Raw genomic sequence first — 15,843 nt, forward strand, 5'->3', positions numbered from 1 at the left:
GTAAGTTTTTACTTTCTTTTTAAGATAAAGGTATATCTTTGCAGAGCAAAAACATTACACCAAGGAGAAATCCTTAAAAAATTATTTTTAAGTTTAATATAAGCGAACCCACGTTACGTTGAGGGTGCTAGTGATAGCCCTAATCTCATTCCTTGGAATGTTTTTGCACAACCGATCGTGGGTTTCGTGTGTTTAATATTTTCAGAACTATGCAAAAAGAAAATCAAAAACCAACACATCGTGATGTAGTGCCATCCGTAATTAATTTCCTTTCAGACGAATTGTTTGAGGGAGATTACAAAGAACAGCCCCTGTATTTGCAGGAAATCTTCGAGCTCTTAATGCATACAGAGTTTGGCGACGATATCAATTTAAGGCAAAAAATACTGAGCTGTTTAAGAACCAGCCGAAATCTGGCAGAAACCTTATCGCCATTTTCAGAGAAGCAGATTTATAAGGCTTGTAGTAGCAACCGTAAATTATTTCAATAAAAACTCAAATCCCGACAATAACCAATTGTCGGGATTTTTTTGTTACAAAAAAATATATTTTGACTATATTTTGTTAAATTAATCTAAAATATAGTACATTTGTATCTGTAATTAATAATAGAAAAAATACATATGAAATATTCATCAAGCCAATTTTTTGAACCTTTAGCAGGAGATTTTCCAGCTAATAGCTCAGGATGCGTATGTATTTTTATGAAATTATGATTTAGTATTTAGAGTCAAACTCATCATAGAATAGAAAAGCGTCCTCATTGTAGGACGCTTTTTTTGTTTTAAAGCCTTTCGATTTCGCTTAAAAAGCAATTCGACTTTGCTCAGTGTGACAAAAAAGATGTTTCGACTTCGCTCAACATGACAACAAAATGATAGAGAAAACAAACCAGAACTAAAAAAACTAAAAAAAATAATTGACCAAAATGTTTAATGATTAATAAAAATAGAAAGATATAGTCTTGGAAAGTAATCTAATGAGTAACAGTCATTTGATACAAAAATGAGATCTGCACCAGTTTGCGGACAGGAATTTCTTTGTCTAAATTTTTAACATAACTAATTGATAGTCAGAAAATTAAGCTTAAAAAATATTTGGAAATATGAATTTTTCTATCATATCTTTGCCAAACAAAATTGAAACAAAGCGTTTCAGAAAACAACAACAACAATTATAAAAAATAAATAAAATGAGTTTTAAATTATACATACACAACCCAGGATTAGTAGCCGCGACTTCGTTTCGTGAATGCTTTTACATGTCGGTGCATCAATATAGGCAATAGGATAGTTATATCGTATTTGTTATAGAAGCACCTTTAATTGGGTGCTTTTTTTTGTCCTAGGGACAAAGGTTCAAAGGGGCAGAGGGACAAAGGAAAAAAAACTTAGTATCTCAGCATCTCAGTACCTCAGAAGCTTAATTAAAAACAATAAAAATTTAAGGATGAATCAAAAAATAGGACTTAGGTCAGACTATAGTGGTCAAACAGATAAAGTGGAATTTAGTGAGTTGCCATTTGCCTCGAGTAGAGAGATGGATTTAGAACTTATTAACCTATGGAAAGGAAAGGTGAATTTTAGGAAAATTATATATATCATTTAGAGAAATTTCTCTGGTAAAGCAATGGTGCTTTTGAACTTGTGTGATATTGGATTTCTTAGAAAAACCTTCGATTTCCTGAGATTCCCAAGAACTACAAAATCAAAATACCATGCAAAACAATACATTACAACAATATAAAAAAGCAATTAGAAAAAAATATGAGATAGAAAAGGAAGGTAAATACTTTGATTATTTGTACCAGCCTTCTCGTGGTAAACTTCGTGATTTGTGCTGGTTGATTTTCGAAAACAACCCAACCAAAGATGATTTGAATGTCTTCAGTAATCTTTTGGGTTTAGATTTCGATCACAGCAAAAAGAATAAATTTAAGGAGAAGAAAGATAAGTTTAGACCTATCGAGACTTTCTTTAAAGGTGAAACGGATCCGTCAAACATTGACGCTATAAATATGGCTGCAATTTTGGTTGATTTTGAACCGCGTCCTTTCAAAAAGTTTTACGAAAATTCTAAAACAGAGGAAATAAAGCCGGTTAAACGGATGGAGAAAGCTAAAGAGGTTCTTAAAAAGAAAAGAACCGAAAAAAAAGAAAAGCTTGAAAAGAAAGCTAAGAAAAGAAGTTTCTTCCTAGATTTTAAAAACTTTTTCTTCTAGAAAAATAGAAAGTATTTTGATAATTATAATGACATTAGTCATTGAGGGATATACTCATAAATTAAAAACGGCTGTCAATTGACAGCCGTTTTCGTTTGGTTATATTATTCTGATTTATTAATTGTTTCCGTAGATTTTTCCGTAAAGATCTTTATAAATTTCTTTAATAATTTTACGTTTCAATTTTAGAGTAGGAGTAAGCTGTCCGCCATCTATAGACCAGACATCTGGTGTAAGCTCAAAACGTTTTACTTGTTCCCAGTGTCCGAATTTTTTGTTGATGCTTTCAACTTCTTCGTCAATACGTTTAATAACATCTGGATTAGCACTAATTTCTGCATCAGAACTTCCTAAAGTAATTTTATGGATTTTAGCCCATTCTTTTACAAATTCGAAGTTTGGCTGAATAAAAGCGCCTGGCATTTTTTCACCTTCACCAATAACCATAATCTGCTCAATAAAACGAGATTGTTTCATTGCATTTTCGATCATTTGCGGAGCAATATATTTACCGCCAGAAGTTTTAAACATTTCTTTTTTACGATCTGTAATTTTTAAGAAACCTTCGCTGTCAATTTCTCCAATATCTCCGGTATGGAAATAACCATCAATTACAGCTTCAGCAGTTTTTTCTGGGTCTTTATAGTAGCCTAACATTACGTTCGGACCTTTTAATAAAATCTCTCCGTCTTCGGCAATTTTCACTTCCACATTACGGATTGGTTTTCCGACAGTTCCAATTTTAAATCCTTTGTTTCTTTGATCGTTTACGGCAATTACTGGAGAAGTTTCAGTTAAACCGTAACCTTCCATAACCGGAATTTCTGCAGCAGCAAAAACTCTTGTTAAACGTGGCTGTAAAGCGGCACTTCCAGAAACCATTAAATCTAAATTTCCGCCCAAACCTTCTTTCCATTTACTGAAAATAAGCTTGCGGGCAATTTTTAACTGAAATTCATACCAAGCACCATTTGCTCCGTATGGTTCATATTTTAAACCTAAATCGATAGCCCAGAAAAACAGTTTTTTCTTAATTCCTGTTAATTCTGCACCTTTAGCATAAATTTTATCGTATACTTTTTCTAAAAGCCTTGGTACAGCAGTAATTACAGTTGGACGTACTTCTTTTAAGTTATCACTGATTTTATCAATAGATTCTCCAAAGTAAACTGAAACGCCATAATATTGATAGATGTACAAAATCATTCTTTCAAAAATATGGCAGATAGGCAAGAAGCTTAATGCTGTACTTTTTCCTGGATCAAACGGAATTCTTGGCGAACTGTCTAAAACATTTGACACAATATTTTTGTGCGAAAGCATAACGCCTTTTGGTCTTCCTGTTGTTCCAGAAGTATAAATAATTGTAGCTAAATCGTCTGTGTGGATGCTGTCTTTTCTAGCTTCAACTTCGCTTTGATTGCTGTCATCTTCGCCTAAAATCAATAAATCTGACCAGTGTTTACAGCCATCAATTTCATTAAAAGAATAAACTTCTTTTAATGAAGGTACATTGGCCTTAATTGCATTTACTTTCTCTAAAACTTCTTCATCAGAAACAAAGCAATAGATACTGCCACTGTGGTTTAAAATATATTCGTAATCTTCTTCTGCAATAGTTGGATAAATTGGAACATTCTGAGCACCAGTCTGCAAAATACCAATATCCATTATATTCCATTCGGTACGGTTATTTGAGCTTATTAAAGCAATTTTATCATCTTTCTGAACGCCCATACGCAATAATGCTCTCGAAATAGCATTTGCTTTTGCAATATATTCTTCACTGGATGTTTTTTCCCAGACTCCATTTTTTTTGGTTGCAAGAGCAACTGGAAGGTTGTAAGTTTCTTGTTGATAATAGGGAAAATCAAAAAGGCGTGTGATTGAAACCATGTTTAATATATTGAATTTTATCGCAAATTAAATAAAATTTAGGTATGATTTTTTATTTAATGAAATTTTATGGGAAAATTTATAGAGACTATTAAAAATCAACGAAAACGTTTTCTTTTTTGCGGTGAAATTTCCTAAAAATCAAGAAAAGTTTAATTTGGATTCTTTTTTTAATGCTTATTGTACGTTGTAATCTACATATTCTTTTACTCTTTCGCCCATCAAAAACATTTTTTTCTTGACAAAATGAATAGAAAATTGAGAGTAGTACCATTCTTCACTATCGTTTGGTCTGTACCAAAACGTATAGGAGGCACTATTGAATCCTTCTTTAAATACAGGAACACCTTCTTCATTGCATTCTATTCCCCAATTGATTTTTTGTTTGCTTAAATCTTCGGCCTGAATAAAACCTGTTCCGTCTGGATTTAATACCGTTATAGGCTGTTTTTGATTTAAAGGTGCGTAAGTTCCAGGAACTGGATAACCGATAGTTGTGGTGATATAGCGTTCTTTAGAATTGTGAATAATCTGATCTACGTGAACTTGTGAATGTGATGGTGTAACAGCAAAGAAGATGCTGAAAATAAAAAGTAATTTTAAAAATTTCATTCTATGTAGGTTTAAGTGTTTTTGGGCCGAAAAAATCTAGTGGCTGATTTTTTGTTGGGCGAATATAATCCATTTTTTTTATAGAATGGAAGCTTAAAAATACAAGAATGAAATTTTTATGTTTTATTTATTTTAGATGAGTTTTTATTCCGTAGAAAACTGGTTTTCGAGTAGTTTTTCTTTAAAATCAGATCTGAAAGTATAAGCAAAAGTTACCATTAAAGCACGTGTATCAGATTTATTGGTTCGATGATTGCTAAACAAAAGTGTATTATTTTTATAACCGCTTTCGAGTGTATTAAACATATCTGTAACAACCAAACCTAGTCGAGCATTTCCTTTTCCTAATTTTTGCTGAAATCCCATATCAACATTGTAAATCGGAATTCTTTTTCCTTGCGGAGTTGCAACAGCCGAATTATAGTTGCCAATAATTTGAAGTTTTCCGCCTTTCCAAGGAACAAAATTATTAATGATTTTTCCGTACCAGCTAAAAGCACTGCTTACAACATCTTCGGCCTGTGGCAAATTGTCTGCATTAATGTTTTGCTGAAAAGCAGTTAAACTAATATTGGCATCATAAAAAGAAAATGGTTTAAGACTGAAAATTGTTTCTAAACCGTACGTAACAGTACTTCCAATGTTTTGTGGCTGAAGTAAAATTACACCATTGTCCAAAAGCTGCGCATATTGCCTAATGGCATCGGTTGCATTTCTGTAAAAAGCATTGGTCGAGAAAGAATAATTTTTCCAGTTTTTATTATAACTCATTTCGGCAATATGAATGATCTCTGGCTTTAAGTACGGATTTCCACCATGCGGATTCAGTGCATCTGTAATGTCAATAAACGGATTCAAATCATCTAGATCTGGACGGTTAATTCGTTTGCTATATCCTAGCTTTATGAATTCATCAGGTTTTAAATTCAATTGTATGGAAGCTGACGGAAAGAGTTTCAAGTAATTATTACTGAATCGATCGCTATTATTTTGCGTTGCTCCAGTGTTGGAAACATTTTCGGCACGCAAACCTAAATTGTATTTCCATTTTGGATTTTCGCTATCGCCAATGTAAGAATTCATCAAACCATAAACAGCGTTTATCTGTTCATTGAATTCAAAACTATTACTAGCTAACGGATTAACAACATAATCGCCATTAATCATATCGGCACTTTCAAAATCTGAATTGAAAAATCTGAAGGTTCCTTTGTAGCCTGTTTCTATAATTGATTTTTCAGAAATTGGAAAAGCATAATTAACAATGGCATTCGAAATATTTTGATTTTCGTAATTATGTGTTCTCTGTAACAAAGCGTCACCAATCTGCTGCTGATATTCATCGTAATTATAAGTGTCAATATCGGTATTTTCTCTGTGTTTTCCGAAAGAAGAAGTAATTGAAGTATTTAAACTTTTTCGGTCATCATCAAATTTACGATCATAAGTAAAGGCTAGTTCGCCAACTTTTGAACGTTCCAATTCCAAAGAATGTCTTTTATTGCTAGAGAAAAATGCATTAGAACTTGTATTTACCTGCGTGTATAAAGTTTCATCGTTGTCTTGAGTTTCAATATTTCCTAGTGCCTCAAAAGAAAAGCTGTTTTTTTCATTTGGAGAAAAGTCAATATTTAATTTTAAATTCTGCAGACCTTCAGTTCGTTCGTCGTTTCTATTTTGATGAATATAATGTTCGTCATCAATGAAATAATTGGTTCTATCGGCATTTATTTTTTTTGTTCTTCCGGCAAAACGATTGTCGTATCCTAAACCAAAGTTCCATTTTTCAGTTTTATGGTTTAAAAGTACCGAACTATTCACTCTTCCTTTTGCGCCAAAACCCGCACCCAAAGCTACAGCGCCATTTGTACCGCTAAGATTGTTCTTTTTCAGTTTAATATTAATGATACCACTTTCAGCATTAGCATCGTATTTCGCCGTCGGATTGCTAATTACTTCGATACTTTCAATACTGCTCGCTGCAATCTGATCCATATTGGTAATAGCAGAATTTTTACCGTTTATCAAAATCATTGGAGATTTTCCTCTTAAGGTAATACCACCTTCAGCATCTACAGCAACTGTCGGAATACTTTTCAGCATATCAGTGGCGGTTCCGCCTGTTTGTGAAATATTCGAAACGGCATTAAAAATAAAGCCTTCGTTTGTTTTCTGAATTTGTTTTTTCTGAGATTTTACAACAACGTCATTGAGTAAATTGGCGTCAGTTTGTAAAACGATAGTTCCAATAGAAATTGGACTTTCAGCAACTTTTACTTTTTGAGAAATAGTTTTAAAACCTATTAATTTAAATTGAAGCTGGTAATCTCCTGAAGAAATATTTTCTAAAGCAAAATTTCCCATAACATCGGTTACGGCATAACTGGCTACTTTAGTAGAATCGCTGGTATTTTTTAAAACTACATCAACAAACTCTACAGGAAGTTTCCCGTCGGTGACATTTCCTTTTATGGCTGTTGTCTTTTGCGCAAATGAAAATTGGCTTATAATGAATAAGAAAATCGGAAGGTATATTTTTTGGATCATATTTTTCATGAGACAAAGATATTTATCCGAAGGTTTACGCTCGCTTAAGCTGTCTTAAGATACCATTAAATTAATCTTAGAATAGTTTTAAATAGTTTTTGATAGGCACGAATTACACGAATTTTCACGAATTATTTTTTTTGCCACAGATTTCACAGATTCCCACAGATTATTTTTACTGTGTAAGAATCATTTTAATCCATTTAATCTGTGGCTATTTTATTAGTGAAGATTTGTGTAATTAGTGGCAAAAAAAAACGCCCGATAAAATTCGGGCGCTTTTAGTAAAAATATATTTCTTAGTTTTTCTCAATCCATTTTCTGGCATTAACAAAAGCTTCATGCCAAGGAGAAACCTCGTCATTTCTATCTTTTGGATAATGTGCCCAGTTCCATTGGAAAGTCGAACGCTCAATGTGAGGCATCATAACCAAATGTCTTCCAGTTTTGTCACACATCATCGCGGTGTTGTAATCAGAACCGTTAGGGTTTGCAGGATAGTCTTCGTACGCATATTTAGAAACAATGTTGTATTGGTCTTCTGCATAAGGCAATTTGAATTTACCTTCTCCGTGAGAAACCCAAACTCCTAAAGTGCTTCCAGCTAATGTTGACAACATAACAGAGTTGTTTTCCTGAACCGTTACAGAAGTAAAGATACTTTCGTGTTTCTGGCTCTCGTTATGGTGCATTTTTCCGTGAACTTCGTGCTCTGGATTAATAACTTCCAATTCCATAAACAACTGGCAGCCATTACAGATTCCGACAGATAAAGTATCTTCTCTTTTGAAGAATTTATCTAAAGCTGTTTTTGCTTTTTCATTGTATAAGAAAGCCCCAGCCCAACCTTTAGCAGAACCTAAAACGTCAGAATTAGAGAATCCTCCAACTGCTCCAATAAACTGAATATCTTCTAGCGTTTCACGACCCGAAATTAAATCTGTCATGTGAACGTCTTTTACATCAAAACCTGCTAAATACATTGCATTTGCCATTTCACGCTCAGAATTACTTCCTTTTTCACGAATAATAGCCGCTTTTGGTCTTGGTTTAGAATTGTCGATTTCCGGTTTCTTTCCTGTAAAATGTGCAGGGAAAGTATAGTTTAAAACCTGATTTTTATAGTTTTCAAAACGCGCTTGAGCTCTTCCGTTTTTAGATTGTTTTTGATCTAATAAATAAGAAGTTTCGAACCACACATCTCTGTAAGTTGGTATATCTAATTTCCAGTTTCCAACTTCTAAAGATGCTGTAGAAGTTACAGAACCAATTTTGAAGAATTCAATATTATTAGCTTTCAATTTAGCTTCAACAGCTGCATCAGATTTAGCTTGGAAAACAATTCCGATGTTTTCTGCGAAAAGGATTTTCAATAAGTCTTTTTCCGCGAAAGCAGAGAAATCAATTTTAGCTCCAAGATTCACATCAGCAAAACACAATTCTAATAAAGTAGTAATTAAACCACCGCTTCCGATATCGTGACCCGCTAAAATTTGGTTTTCTACAATTAAATCCTGGATTGTATTAAAAGCATTTTTGAAGAAAGAAGCGTCTTTAATTGTAGAAGTTTCATTTCCGATTGTGTTTCTGATTTGTGCAAAAGATGAACCTCCTAATTTGAAATCATCTTGAGACAAATTGATATAATAAATTGAATCTCCGTTTTTCTGTAAAACAGGTTCAACAACTTTTCTAATATCTGTACAGTTTCCAGCAGCAGAAATAATAACCGTTCCCGGTGCAATTACTTCGTCATTTGGATATTTTTGTTTCATCGAAAGTGAATCTTTTCCTGTTGGAATATTGATACCCAATTCAATTGCAAAATCTGAACAACCTTGTACAGCATCATATAAACGAGCGTCTTCGCCCTCGTTTTTACAAGCCCACATCCAGTTTGCAGATAATGAAATACCTTTTAATTGATCTTTAATTGGAGCCCAGATAATGTTTGATAACGATTCAGCAATAGCATTTCTACTTCCTGCAACTGGATCAATCAAAGCAGCAATTGGAGCGTGCCCAATAGAAGTTGCAATTCCTTCTTTACCTAAATAATCTAGAGCCATAACTCCAACATTATTCAACGGCAATTGTAACGGACCTGCATTTTGTTGTTTTGCCACTTTTCCTCCAACGCAACGGTCAACTTTGTTCGTCAACCAGTCTTTTGAAGCAACCGCCTCTAAACGTAAAACGTCTTTTAAATATGATTCGAAGTCATTTGCTGAATAAGCAACATCAGCATATTTTCTGTCAACAGTTTTATCTGTCATCACCGTTTTTGGAGAACTTCCGAAGAAATCTTCTAAAGCATAATCCATCGGTTTTGAACCATTTGATTTTGATTCGAATGTAAAACGGTGATCTCCCGTTACATCTCCAACCTCATACATTGGCGAACGCTCTCTGTCGGCAATTCTTTGCAACGTATCAATGTCTTTTTGACCAATAACCAATCCCATTCTTTCCTGAGATTCGTTACCGATAATTTCTTTTGCAGAAAGTGTTGGATCTCCAACTGGTAATTTATCCAAATCGATCAAACCTCCAGTTTCTTCAACCAATTCAGAAAGGCAGTTTAAGTGTCCACCAGCTCCGTGATCGTGAATAGAAACAATTGGATTGTTGTCACTTTCTACTAAACCACGAATCGCGTTTGCAGCACGTTTTTGCATTTCTGGGTTTGAACGCTGAATTGCATTTAATTCGATTCCTGAACCGAAAGCTCCAGTATCTGCAGAAGAAACCGCAGCACCACCCATTCCAATTCTATAATTTTCTCCTCCAAGAATAACGATTTTATCGCCTTCTTGTGGTTTCTTTTTAATGGATTGATCTAGTTTTCCATATCCAATTCCTCCCGCCTGCATGATCACTTTATCGTAACCAATTTTGCGGTCGTTTTCTGAATGTTCGAAAGTTAAAACTGAACCTGTAATTAACGGCTGACCAAATTTATTTCCGAAATCAGAAGCTCCGTTTGAAGCTTTGATCAAAATATCCATTGGAGTTTGGTACAACCATTTTCTTTCTTCAACCGCATTTTCCCATTTTCTGTCTTCTTTCAAACGAGAATATGAAGTCATGTAAACCGCAGTTCCAGCTAATGGCAAAGAACCTTGTCCACCTGCTAAACGGTCACGAATCTCTCCTCCAGAACCTGTTGCAGCTCCGTTGAAAGGCTCAACTGTTGTTGGGAAATTGTGTGTTTCGGCTTTTAATGAGATAACCGAATCAAATTCTTTTATTTCGTAAAAATCAGGTTTGTCTGCCGATTTTGGCGCAAATTGCTGCACTTTTGGTCCTTTTACAAAAGCAACGTTGTCTTTGTAAGCAGATACAATATCGTTAGGGTTTTCCTGAGATGTTTTTTTGATTAATTTGAAAAGAGAAGTTTCTTTTTCTTCTCCGTCAATCACAAATGTTCCGTTGAAAATTTTGTGTCGACAGTGCTCTGAATTCGCTTGAGAGAAAGCGAAAATTTCAGAATCAGTTAATTTTCTTCCTAATTTAGTCGAAAGATTGTTTAAGTAATCAACTTCTTCTTCGCTTAAAGCTAAACCTTCTACTTTGTTGTAAGTTGCAATATCATCAATCTCCAAAATTGGTTCTGGCTGAATGTTGATTGTGAAGATTTCTTGATCTAATTCGTTGAATTTTTGAGAAAGCATTGGGTCAAAATCAGTAAAATCTTCCGTTGCAGGATGAAATTCTTCAATTCTGATAATGCCAGAAATTCCCATGTTTTGAGTAATTTCTACAGCATTTGTACTCCAAGGTGTAATCATAGTTGCGCGAGGACCAACAAAGAAACCTGTCAATGCAGATTTTTCGATCTTATTCGCGTCGGCAAAAAGCCAGTTTAATTTTGAAATGTCTTGAGCTGAAATTTCGTTTTGCGTTTGTACTGCAAAAACAGTTTTGCTTTGGTTTTCAAAGAAATGGATCATTTGTGTAGTTTGTTGTATTGAGGTGCAAATTTAGTCAATCTAAACCGAAAAAAAAAGCAAGAATCTGAGCCTTTTTAATTATTTATTTTTCCACTTTTTTGCCCTGAAAATGCAATTTTTTTGCTGATTTTAGCTTCCACGATTTAACATTTTTTGATCCCTAATTTTTCCTTGTAAACGTGTATCATTTTTCGGTTTTGAATCAAAAAAGTACTTTGCCAATAATGTGAGATTCTTAAAATTTATTTACAAATTTTTCTAAATTTAATCCGAGAAATTTGCAATATGGTGGGAATTTAATCACGCAAAGACGCAAAGGCGCGAAGATTTTTTTAAGTTTTCGGACTAAAACTTTGCGACTTTGCGACTTTGCGAGCAAAATTCGCAAAGAACTTAAATTCTCTTAAATCACTTAAATGTTAAAAAATTATTTAGGGAAATCCTGACTCTGATAAGCGCCCAAATCCGGTGGAGAAGTTCTTGTAATTCCTAAAATATCCAACGGAATTATATAGGCCTGATTCCCTTTCGCGAAAGCGGCAGAAGTTTTGTCAATATTCAATTTATTCTGATTGACATTATAAAACTTCGGATTTTCATTTAGAATAATGTTGTTATAATGTTGCGTGTCAGTTTTGAACTGATAATCTGGATTTGTTGTAGAGCTGCTGAATTTTAAAAGGCAATTATTCAATTGGTAAACGAACGGCGCATTTGCGTTTTTGCTTAAATTAAATTCGTTTGTGTTTGAACCATAAATGATGCAGTTATTAAAAGTTGCCTGCGTAAGCGGATTCGTTTCAGGTGTTTTTCCGGCCAAACTATTGCTCAAATTGATTGCAAAATGCGAACTGCTTTGCCAATTGTTATTGAAAGTACAATGTGCAAAACTATAATTCCCTCCATAAACGCAAGATAAACTGGATAATCCACAATAATTAATAACTAGGTTTTCTCCGTTTATTAAGGCGTTTTGAGCCAAAATCCCATATTCGGAACAATTGTAAATTTGGGTGTTTTTAATTTGAATTGTGTTTGCTGTATTTCTGATATCTAATCCCGCAACAGCATTTTTCAGCGTTAAATTTTTGACCGAATGGTTATTGCTTCCGTTTTCAATAATAACAGATTTCCATTGTCCTGGAATATCAGAATAAAGAGATTCTAGACGATCGCCTTCAAAAATCACCTCATTTTCGAGTTTTTCGGTTGTCGATTTTGCGCCATTAATTTGTAAAGAAGCATTTTTGCCAACATACAATCCAGAATTATTGTGAAAATGTATTCTAGAACCTGCTTCAAAAGTTACTGTTTTATTTTCTGGAACTCCCGCGTAACCGTAAATTACGTATGGTTTTTGTTTGGTAAATATCAATTCGTTTCCGTTTTGTGAATCATTTTCGCTTAAATAAAAACCGTCAACATCTTTGCCGTCAATTTTTATTTTTTCCTTTGTACCGTCAGGATTTTGATTTGGATAAAGAAAAACGGCATCCTGAATCAAAGTTACTAAAGCGACTTCTTGCAGATTCGCGCCACTGTCAAATTGGATTTCATCCGTATAAAGAAAATCATTCGGATTTGCGTCTGTAATATCTGCCGTAGTTTCGATAAAGATGTATAAACTATCTTTTGCTAAAAGCGTAACATCTTTGAAGATTTTTCCGTTGTTGCCGCTCATTCCGTCAACTGTCATGCGGTATTTTGAATTCAGGCCTTTTTTGAACTGCACAATCGGAATCGAAATATCATTTTTGCTTCGGTTGTAAACTTTCAATTGATACGTGCTTGAACCGATATTTTTAAAAACAGTATCCAAATAAACGGTGTCTTTTGAAAACTTCAAATCTCCAGTGCTGGCAACAGTATCAAAGTCAGTTCGGCAAGAACTGAATGCTAAAATTAAACCTAGAACAAAGATTGTAAAGTATTGACGCATTTAAGAAGTTTTTTTTAGCCACAGATTAAGAGGATTAAAATGATTTTTTTTCCGCCATGACTCTACCGAGGGGACTGACGAAGTAATTACACAAATTTCCACGAATTAAATTGAAATAAAATTCGTGGAAATTTGTGTAATTCGTGGCAACATATTTTTTTAAATCCTTTTAATCTGTGTAATCTGTGGCAAAAAAATAACCAAAGATTAATATGTGATTGTTTTTGTAAAAATAGCAAAAAACTGACAAGTTCATAAATGATTTTTAATTTTAGAATCGGATTTTAGATTTATGTCTTATCTTTCTTTAATTTTACGATTTTAAAGTTTATTTGAATGAATTATACAAAAGAGCAGATTTTAGCGCGCTGTAATGAGTTTTCTAAAAACACATTGATGGAAACGCTGAAAATTGAATATATCGATGCAGGAGAAGACTTTTTAACTGCAAAAATGCCAGTAAATCCTAGTGTTCACCAACCAATGGGATTACTTCATGGCGGTGCTTCTGTAGCTTTGGCAGAAAGTGTAGGAAGTGCGGCTTCATTCTTTTTTATCAATCCGAAAGAGCAGGAAGTAAGAGGAATTGAAATCTCTGCAAATCACTTGAAAAGCATTCGCGAAGGCTATGTTTTTGGAACAGCCAGAATTATTCACAAAGGAAGAACAGTTCATTTGTGGGAAATCAAAATTACTGATGAAGCTGGAAATTTGATTTCGCTTTGCAAATTGACGAACATGGTTTTGGACAGAAAGAAAAGTGAATAAATTATGAATCCATTTTTCTTAAAAATTAAAAGTCATAAAGAGCAGAACTTGCCTTTTGTTCTTTATTCAAAACCCAATACTCCAAATCTTGTAGGGATTTTACAACAAAATAATACTTTATTCACCGTTTCAGATTATAGCGAAAAAGGATTTGTTTTTGCTTCTTTTGATGAAAAACAATTGATTCTGATTCCAGAAAACGAATCTGAAATTATTATTTCTGAAAAAGAAACTACTTCATTTGAACCAAGCGAAATTGACGATTTAAATTTTGATCCCGAAGCTAAATTTCAATATGAATATTTAGTCGCGCAGGGAATTCAGGCGATTCAAAATGAAGAATTCAAAAAAGTAGTTTTGTCAAGAAGTGAAGAGGTACTTTTAGCAGAATTTGATTTTATCGAAACTTTTCAGCACTTGGTTCAATTATATCCTGCTACTTTTTGTTATTGTTTTTTTCATCCAAAAATAGGACTTTGGATGGGAGCAACTCCTGAAAAACTTTTGAAGGCAAACGGAAATGTTTTCGAAACCATGGCTTTGGCAGGAACGCAAAAAGACAATCAAGAAACGGATATTGTCTGGCAGCAAAAAGAAAAAGACGAACAGCAATTTGTAACCGATTTTATTGTAAAAAGACTGAGAGAATTTACGGCTTCGGTTGTAGTTTCTGAACCTTATAGTTTAAAAGCAGGATCGATCTGGCATATTAAAACAGATATTTCGGGAGTTTTAAAAGAGAATTCAACGCTGGAAGAAGTGATTGATACTTTACATCCAACGCCGGCGGTTTGTGGACTTCCAAAAAAGAAATCAAAAGCTTTTATTTTGGAAAATGAAAAGTACAATAGAACTTTCTATACAGGTTTTCTGGGTGAATTAAACAGCACTTTCGCAGGAAACAACGCAAGTTCTGATTTATTTGTAAATTTACGTTGCATGCAGATTCAGGAAGATAAAGCAATTTTATACATGGGTTGCGGAATCACAAAAGAAAGTATTCCTGAAAAAGAATGGGAAGAAAGCGTCAATAAATCGATGACGATGAAAAGAGTTTTGAGAAAATAGTTTATAAAATTGTTTCAAGTTTCAGGTTTCAAGTTTCACGTTCTGTTGACAACTTGAAACCTGAAACTTGAAACTTGAAACAAAAAATAATGAAATTAGACATATTAGCCTTTGGTGCACATCCAGACGATGTAGAATTGGGTTGCGCGGGAACCATTTTAAAAGAAGTATCACTCGGTAAAAAAGTAGGTATTGTTGATTTAACTCGCGGTGAATTAGGAACGCGCGGAACAGCTGAAACGAGAGATCAAGAAGCAAAAGATGCTGCGAAGATTTTGGGAGTTCTTGTTAGAGAAAATTTAGCCATGCGTGATGGTTTTTTCGTTAATGACGAAAAACATCAGTTAGAAGTCATAAAAATGATTCGTAAATACAAACCTGAAATTGTTTTATGTAATGCAATTGACGATCGTCATATCGATCACGGAAAAGGAAGTAAACTGGTTTCTGATGCTTGCTTTTTATCTGGTTTGATGAAAATAGAAACTTCAATAGACGGAGTGCAACAAGAAGCGTGGAGACCAAAAGTGGTGTATCATTATATTCAGTGGAAAAATCTAGAACCAGACTTTGTTGTAGATATTACAGGATTCGAAGAAAAGAAAGTAGAAGCAATTATGGCATATAAAACACAATTTTACGATCCGAATTCAAGTGAACCTGCAACGCCAATTACAAGTAAAAACTTTTTTGAAAGTCTAAATTACCGTGCGCAGGACTTAGGAAGACTAGTTGGGAAAGATTTTGCAGAAGGTTTTACAGTTGAAAGATGTTTGGCAGTCAATAGCTTAGAAAATTTGATGTAATTTTTATGAAAATTTTTCATTTTTTTCTTTGTA

The 15,843-nt window shown here is 33.9% G+C and carries 10 protein-coding genes; 5 read left to right on the forward strand and 5 right to left on the reverse strand.

Annotation, left to right across the window (positions count from 1 at the left end):
- Positions 1-209 precede the first annotated feature (209 nt).
- Both AAYQ05_RS05385 and AAYQ05_RS05390 read left to right on the forward strand, forming a co-directional pair.
- The gene (locus AAYQ05_RS05385) at positions 210-491 is read left to right on the forward strand and encodes a hypothetical protein (RefSeq protein WP_343541686.1); all 282 of its coding nucleotides are present in this window, start codon (positions 210-212) and stop codon (positions 489-491) included.
- Positions 492-1,717: 1,226 nt separating this feature from the next.
- Entirely contained in the window at positions 1,718-2,221 is a 504-nt protein-coding gene (locus tag AAYQ05_RS05390) for a hypothetical protein (RefSeq protein WP_343541687.1), read from the forward strand.
- A 117-nt stretch (positions 2,222-2,338) separates the two neighbouring features.
- Here AAYQ05_RS05390 and AAYQ05_RS05395 read toward each other — a convergent pair whose 3' ends face one another.
- From AAYQ05_RS05395 to AAYQ05_RS05415, 5 genes are all read right to left on the reverse strand, one after another.
- Positions 2,339-4,117, reverse strand: coding sequence for an AMP-dependent synthetase/ligase (locus AAYQ05_RS05395; RefSeq protein WP_343541689.1), 1,779 nt, complete (start codon positions 4,115-4,117; stop codon positions 2,339-2,341).
- Between the two features lie 177 nt (positions 4,118-4,294).
- Positions 4,295-4,729: a hypothetical protein gene (locus tag AAYQ05_RS05400; protein ID WP_281633357.1), complete on the reverse strand. Its 435-nt coding sequence runs from the start codon at positions 4,727-4,729 to the stop codon at positions 4,295-4,297.
- Positions 4,730-4,873: 144 nt separating this feature from the next.
- The gene (locus AAYQ05_RS05405) at positions 4,874-7,285 is read right to left on the reverse strand and encodes a TonB-dependent receptor domain-containing protein (RefSeq protein ID WP_343541692.1); all 2,412 of its coding nucleotides are present in this window, start codon (positions 7,283-7,285) and stop codon (positions 4,874-4,876) included.
- 290 nt (positions 7,286-7,575) lie between these two features.
- Positions 7,576-11,229 (reverse strand): phosphoribosylformylglycinamidine synthase, encoded by a 3,654-nt coding sequence (gene purL, locus AAYQ05_RS05410; RefSeq protein ID WP_343541694.1) that lies wholly within the window; start codon positions 11,227-11,229, stop codon positions 7,576-7,578.
- A 427-nt stretch (positions 11,230-11,656) separates the two neighbouring features.
- Complete coding sequence (locus tag AAYQ05_RS05415) at positions 11,657-13,168, reverse strand: hypothetical protein (RefSeq protein WP_343541696.1); 1,512 nt, start codon at positions 13,166-13,168, stop codon at positions 11,657-11,659.
- Between the two features lie 336 nt (positions 13,169-13,504).
- On the opposite strand from AAYQ05_RS05415, the gene AAYQ05_RS05420 reads away from it, so the two are divergent.
- The 3 genes from AAYQ05_RS05420 (at position 13,505) to bshB1 (ending at position 15,810) form a co-directional block, all read left to right on the forward strand.
- Complete coding sequence (locus AAYQ05_RS05420; RefSeq protein WP_343541699.1) at positions 13,505-13,936, forward strand: PaaI family thioesterase; 432 nt, start codon at positions 13,505-13,507, stop codon at positions 13,934-13,936.
- Between the two features lie 3 nt (positions 13,937-13,939).
- The gene (locus AAYQ05_RS05425; protein WP_343541701.1) at positions 13,940-15,004 is read left to right on the forward strand and encodes a chorismate-binding protein; all 1,065 of its coding nucleotides are present in this window, start codon (positions 13,940-13,942) and stop codon (positions 15,002-15,004) included.
- A gap of 89 nt (positions 15,005-15,093) precedes the next feature.
- Complete coding sequence (gene bshB1, locus AAYQ05_RS05430) at positions 15,094-15,810, forward strand: bacillithiol biosynthesis deacetylase BshB1 (protein WP_343541703.1); 717 nt, start codon at positions 15,094-15,096, stop codon at positions 15,808-15,810.
- Positions 15,811-15,843 lie beyond the last annotated feature (33 nt).

Source organism: Flavobacterium movens (assembly GCF_039581425.1).
Taxonomy (GTDB): Bacteria; Bacteroidota; Bacteroidia; order Flavobacteriales; family Flavobacteriaceae; genus Flavobacterium; species Flavobacterium luteolum.

Excerpts from the sequence above, each read along its gene's own strand:
- AAYQ05_RS05385 (WP_343541686.1), top strand. The coding sequence starts at position 210 with ATGCAAAAAGAAAATCAAAAACCAACACATCGTGATGTAGTGCCATCC.
- AAYQ05_RS05390 (WP_343541687.1), top strand. The coding sequence starts at position 1,718 with ATGCAAAACAATACATTACAACAATATAAAAAAGCAATTAGAAAAAAA.
- AAYQ05_RS05395 (WP_343541689.1), bottom strand. The coding sequence starts at position 4,117 with ATGGTTTCAATCACACGCCTTTTTGATTTTCCCTATTATCAACAAGAA.
- AAYQ05_RS05400 (WP_281633357.1), bottom strand. The coding sequence starts at position 4,729 with ATGAAATTTTTAAAATTACTTTTTATTTTCAGCATCTTCTTTGCTGTT.
- AAYQ05_RS05405 (WP_343541692.1), bottom strand. The coding sequence starts at position 7,285 with ATGAAAAATATGATCCAAAAAATATACCTTCCGATTTTCTTATTCATT.
- purL (WP_343541694.1), bottom strand. The coding sequence starts at position 11,229 with ATGATCCATTTCTTTGAAAACCAAAGCAAAACTGTTTTTGCAGTACAA.
- AAYQ05_RS05415 (WP_343541696.1), bottom strand. The coding sequence starts at position 13,168 with ATGCGTCAATACTTTACAATCTTTGTTCTAGGTTTAATTTTAGCATTC.
- AAYQ05_RS05420 (WP_343541699.1), top strand. The coding sequence starts at position 13,505 with ATGAATTATACAAAAGAGCAGATTTTAGCGCGCTGTAATGAGTTTTCT.
- AAYQ05_RS05425 (WP_343541701.1), top strand. The coding sequence starts at position 13,940 with ATGAATCCATTTTTCTTAAAAATTAAAAGTCATAAAGAGCAGAACTTG.
- bshB1 (WP_343541703.1), top strand. The coding sequence starts at position 15,094 with ATGAAATTAGACATATTAGCCTTTGGTGCACATCCAGACGATGTAGAA.